The sequence below is a fragment of the Lutibacter sp. TH_r2 genome, from assembly GCF_033101135.1.
Lineage (GTDB): Bacteria > Bacteroidota > Bacteroidia > Flavobacteriales > Flavobacteriaceae > Lutibacter.
In genome coordinates, this window is sequence record NZ_JAWMPV010000011.1 from 1 (window position 1) to 5,468 (window position 5,468).

The following is a 5,468-nucleotide window of genomic DNA, read 5'->3' on the forward strand; positions in this document are numbered from 1 at the left end:
GTGCCAACGGTTTTTGGTATGGTTTGGTTGCGTGAAAATCCGCTAGGATTTTCGGGCTAGTAACAAAGTTAGTAAAATTGCGATGATTTCCGACAGGAAATCAGCCTAGCAATAAACTATACCAGTTGTTGTGTGTTCGTGCATTATTCAATTTGTTTAATAACTTCACTTATCTCCTCTGCAATAATTTTAGCAGCAATAGGTGACCAATGAGTATCATCATAATAATAAATATCTTTATATGAACTACTCGATAATATTGATTTTGAATTTATATAATAGTAATCTTTTTTGAGATCAATCATGTTATTAAAAAATAAAGGTTTACGAAAGTGTTTTTTATCTTTAATATGATTATAATATAAATCATATTTATCAGGAGATGGTAAGAATAATAATTTTACGTTTTTCTCTTTTAATTTTTTTTGAATTTGATTTAAAATATTATTCAGTTTTATTGCGTTGGTAGGTAAATTACTTTTTTTAGTAGACATAAGATCATAATAATAAAAAAGCAACTTACTTGAGTTGTTGCTGAATAGTGTATTTGAATTAAGTTCAACATTGTAAACCACCTGATTAGATAAATAATTCTCTTGAAAATAAAATTTAGACATGGAATAAGGAATCTTAAATGTTGCTTTTGAAAAGAATTTATAATTTGATTTTTTTGATTTTTGATTTTTCTTGTGTTTAAGGCTTAAAGAATCAATTTCTAAAAGCATAATTTTTTTATTGAAATTTAAATTTTCTATATTATCCATAATGTACCGTTCCACACATTGAAGAATTACATATTCAAATTGTTTATTATCAAAAAAATCACCATTAATTAAGTTTATTAACGTTTGAAATTGATTGTTAGATAGAAATCTATCAACATGTAAAATACTGTAATTATTTGCAAGCACATTTTTATAGCCTTCTCCTCCTTGTTCAGAAAATGAATCTCCAATAGTTAATATTTTAAATGTTTTGTTTTTAGTATCAGATAATTTTTCAAATTTTTCATTATTGTTATTTGGAAATATGCTTCTGTAATTTTTATAAATGTTTGGGATATAACCCAAACGCAAAAGATCTGGACTTTGGCTAGAAGAATAAAACAGATAAGTTATGAAGTAGAGTAAAAAAAAAGGTAGTGTGAAATAAGTTATTTTGATGATGAATTTTCTCATAAATTAAAACTGAAAATAAATAAATTGTTGTTCTTCTCCTCCAAACCAAAATAGTAAAAGAATTAAAGCAAAATAGAATGAATAGCGTAAAGGAATTTTCCAGTTACTACCAAATTTAGCAATTGCAAATTGTTCACCTCTTCCAATCCACTCTATTAATATAAATATAATTATTAATATTATAATAGTATAATTTTTAAACCCAGGTATTGAGAAAAATGAAGAGGAAAATATTTTAGAAATATATTTATATGCATGTCCAATATTTTCAGCTCTAAAAAATATCCAAGTAAATACAGTCAAACAAAATGTAAAACTTATAGATAGTAATTCCTTTATTGTAGGAAGTAATTTTCCTTTTGCAACAATGTCTAGATGTTGTCTGTTTTTTTTTAACACTAATAGTGGGAGAAAATATAACGCATTTAAACCTCCCCAAACAATAAAAGTCCAATTTGCACCATGCCAAAAGCCACTTACAAGAAAAATTATGAAAATATTTCTAATTTTCACCCAATTACTTCCTCTGCTACCGCCTAATGGAATATAAAGATAATCTCTAAACCAAGTTGACAATGAAATATGCCAGCGTCTCCAAAATTCAGCTATATCTCTTGAAAAATAGGGAAAAGCAAAATTTTGTTTCAAGTTAAATCCAAAAAGTCTTGAAGTACCAATTGCAATATCAGAATACCCAGAAAAATCACCATAAATTTGAAAAGTAAAATATAAAGCACCTAAAACTAAAGTACTTCCAGAAAAATCATCTGAATTGTTAAAAATGAGATTAACATACTCTGCACAAGTATCAGCAATCACAATTTTTTTGAAAAGTCCCCAAAGTATTTGACGCATTCCGTCAACCGATTTGTTGTAATCAAATGTTCTTTTTTTATAAAATTGAGGTAATAAATTAGTTGCTCTTTCAATTGGCCCTGCTACTAATTGAGGGAAAAAACTTACAAAAGCAGAAAATGCGATAAAATCTTTGGTGGGTTCTAATTTGTTTCTGTAAACATCAATAGAATAACTTAACGTTTGAAAAGTGTAAAAACTTATCCCAACTGGTAAAATGATATTTAAAGAATTGGGTTGAATTTTATTTCCGAATAAAGAAAATACGGTTGTGAAATTTTCAATAAAGAAATTGTAATATTTAAAAAAGCCTAAAAAACCTAAATTGACTAAAATACTTGTCAAAAGTAATGCTTTTCGCCTTGTCTTCTTCTTTTCTTTTGAAAGTGTTATACCAACACTATAGTCAACGATAGTACTAAAAATAATTAATGTTAAGAATCGCCAATCCCACCAGCCATAAAACAAATAACTTGCAATTACTATTAAAAAATTCTGAAGTCTTAAGTTTTTGTTTGTTACAAACCAATAAAGTAAAAAAATTATAGGTAAAAATATTGCAAAATCGATAGAGTTAAAGAACATTTTATTTTCTCATAGTTTTTATATTAATAGTTTTTCATAAAATTATCATTTTTAAGCATGACACACAACGTTGTTGTATAAGCTTTGTTGCGTTGTTTAAGCAGTGAATTTACTAAATAAAACACGAACGGCGAAATTCCGGAGGAATTTCCTAAGTGAGCTAAAACCAGCAATAAAGCTTATACGGTGTTGGCAGCTTTTAATTTTCTTCTAAATTTTTAAGTGGAGTTCCATTTTCTGAAATCCATTCAGTGTATCCGTTTGAGTTTCTTCCTAAAATCATATTTGATGCAGCACTCGCACTTGAAAAAATCGTATCCTCAACAAATTCGTAATATTCTCCACTATCTTTTAAAATCTGTGTATCTAATAATTTTTGTCTTAATTTTCTATAAGTTATCGTACAAGATTTAGATAATGTTTTCTTTGCTTGTGAACCTTTTTCAACAATAAACCCTTGATCATTAATATACATTTTCGCATTAATCTTATTACTGTTAATACTCAATAAAACTTTTTCTTGTTTTGGTTGGTTACTTTCATTTTCTGGTTGTTTTACAACTGATGAAATTAAAAATCTAAAACCCATAACAGGTAAAATTAATTTCATTTGGTCAAGAAAATATTCCATATCAGACTTATCAGCCTCGTGCAATGTTGGTAGAGATGGAATGTTTCCATTTTCTATTTCTGCCGCTTTAGAATCAATTGCTAATTGAACTATTCTTGACTCTAGATATTTTATTTGAGTTTTAGTTAATAAATCATCTTTACTTATGAAAAATAACATCTCAACAAATTCTTTCTTGGAGTTTTGAAGATGTTGTTTTATTCTATTCTTAATATTTTCAGCTTCTCCTATGTAGATTTTTTCTTGGTAAGATTCCGAATCAGAATTACTCTTTAAACAATAAATTCCTGGATTGTCAAATTCTTCTCGATTTATAACTTTAGAAATTGTTGTTCTTGGAGCATAAAATGCTTTTCCTACCCAATTTCCAATTTCAGCGATTCTCGGACCATATTCTGTTCCATCAATCATATAAATTGTTAATTTCTTTCCCATATTATCTTTTTACTCAATTTTTTGTCGTTTAATTGCTGCCAACGGTTTAGCATATGGTTTGTTGCGTGATTAAGTCACTAAGTTAGTAAATAAAAACTGAATAGAAAGTCCGCGAGGACTTTCGTAAGCAGGCTAGAACCTAGCAATAAAATATATGCATTGTTGGCAATAGTTATTTTCTAATTCAGACATTTTATTTCGCTAGTCAAACAATGTTTTAATTCTTTCCAATATTGAATTATTCTTTTTCGCAAAAGTGATTATTTTTTCAGCTCTATCAGCTATATTTTTATAATATTGATAGTCACTTTCTACCTCTTCGTATTTTTTTCCTAAACTCTCTCTTTGGTTATGTGGAAAGTTTAAATCACTATCGTAAATAATTGTTGTTAGCCGTTTTTTCTCAAATCCGTTCCATTTAAATTCTTTGTCATTGACTATTTTTTCCAATTCAATTATTAATTCCTCTCGATATTCATTGTGTTTATCAGATTTGTCAAATTCAGATTCCTTTAATAGGCAAGAGATAGCAGATATTTGATTTAAATCCGTTGATTTAATCAAAAGTTTAATCAATTCCGTTTGGCATGGTTTCGGCAACCTGAATAATATTGGATTTCCACCTCCGTGATATTCCGACTCAAGAGGAATTTCTATCCATTCAGATTGGTCTCTTTGGTCAATATATTTAGTTTCCCATCCATCACTTTCGATTTCGGTCATTTCCGATGTCAATTTTTCAATTGATTTTCTATTTGTGATAAAATTCTCGATGTTCATTTTAATTATTGCCAACGTGTTTATATATGGTTTGTTGCGTGGTTTAAGCAACTAATTTAGTAAATAATTACTGACAAAGAAAATCCGCGAGGATTTTCGTAAGTAGGCAATAAGCAAGCAATAAATTATATATGGTGTTGGCTGTAGTTTTTTTTCAATCCCATATTTTTGGTCTATCAATTTTCATTGCTCTTAAATAAGATAAAAATTGTCCTGCGTGAACTGATTCGTGATATCCAATCCGCAATAAATATTTTCCAAGTATTTTTTTTTCACCGTTCCCTGGATGAATGATTTCGGTTTCGTTTAATTCCGTTTCCGAAAATTGCCTTACACTTTCTATAAATTTTTTTCTATAAGGTTCGGCATATTCAAGTTCATCAGTAACGTTAATGAATGGTCGGTTTTCCCAAGGTGTTTTATAATTTGTCATATCACCTTGATTAATAATAATATTCCATCCATAATCAGCCTCTAAAACGTGTCTTATCATTTCTGACGCACTCATTGCTTTTTCGTCAGGTTTCCAATTATAATATTTCTCTGGTAATCCATTCCAAAGTTTTATACTTCTTCTTCTTATTTCTGTAAAATTTAAAACTATAAGTTCAGATTGGGTCATTTTCTTTGTTTTCGGGAATGTCGTTTTACATTACAGCCAACGGTTTTGTGTATGGTTAGTTGCGTGGTTTAGCGAGTAAGTTAGCAAATAAAAACCGAATAGAAAATACGCGAGTATTTTCGTAAGTAGTCGATAACCAAGCAATTAAATATACACGGTGTTACCTAAAGTGGTTTTTTCAATCGTATTGTTAATCATTTTTCGTTTCATTTTTTTCAGCGTTTTGCTATTCAAATCCGTTTTGTTTCTCAAATAGGTAATTTCTCATTTTGTTAGAATTTATATTTTTATAGATTTTTAGCTTTTTGAGAATCAAATCATACCGTTTTCATTGCTCAAATCCGAAATTGTGATAAAATCTTGCGTTTCATTGAGTTTTTTT

The 5,468-nt window shown here is 28.4% G+C and carries 5 protein-coding genes; all 5 read right to left on the reverse strand.

Annotation, left to right across the window (positions count from 1 at the left end):
- Positions 1–143: 143 nt before the first annotated feature.
- The 5 genes from R3X25_RS15090 to R3X25_RS15110 all read right to left on the reverse strand — a co-directional run bounded on the left by R3X25_RS15090 (position 144) and on the right by R3X25_RS15110 (position 5,086).
- The gene (locus R3X25_RS15090; protein ID WP_317675799.1) at positions 144–1,178 is read right to left on the reverse strand and encodes an alginate O-acetyltransferase AlgX-related protein; all 1,035 of its coding nucleotides are present in this window, start codon (positions 1,176–1,178) and stop codon (positions 144–146) included.
- Between the two features lie 3 nt (positions 1,179–1,181).
- Positions 1,182–2,618 (reverse strand): MBOAT family O-acyltransferase, encoded by a 1,437-nt coding sequence (locus R3X25_RS15095; protein WP_317675800.1) that lies wholly within the window; start codon positions 2,616–2,618, stop codon positions 1,182–1,184.
- Between the two features lie 199 nt (positions 2,619–2,817).
- Positions 2,818–3,684: a GIY-YIG nuclease family protein gene (locus tag R3X25_RS15100; protein WP_317675801.1), complete on the reverse strand. Its 867-nt coding sequence runs from the start codon at positions 3,682–3,684 to the stop codon at positions 2,818–2,820.
- A 201-nt stretch (positions 3,685–3,885) separates the two neighbouring features.
- Positions 3,886–4,407, reverse strand: a complete 522-nt coding sequence (locus tag R3X25_RS15105; protein WP_317675802.1) for a hypothetical protein — start codon at positions 4,405–4,407, stop codon at positions 3,886–3,888.
- A 211-nt stretch (positions 4,408–4,618) separates the two neighbouring features.
- On the reverse strand, positions 4,619–5,086 hold the full coding sequence (locus R3X25_RS15110; RefSeq protein WP_147678238.1) for a DinB family protein: 468 nt from the start codon (positions 5,084–5,086) through the stop codon (positions 4,619–4,621).
- Between the last annotated feature and the right edge of the window lie 382 nt (positions 5,087–5,468).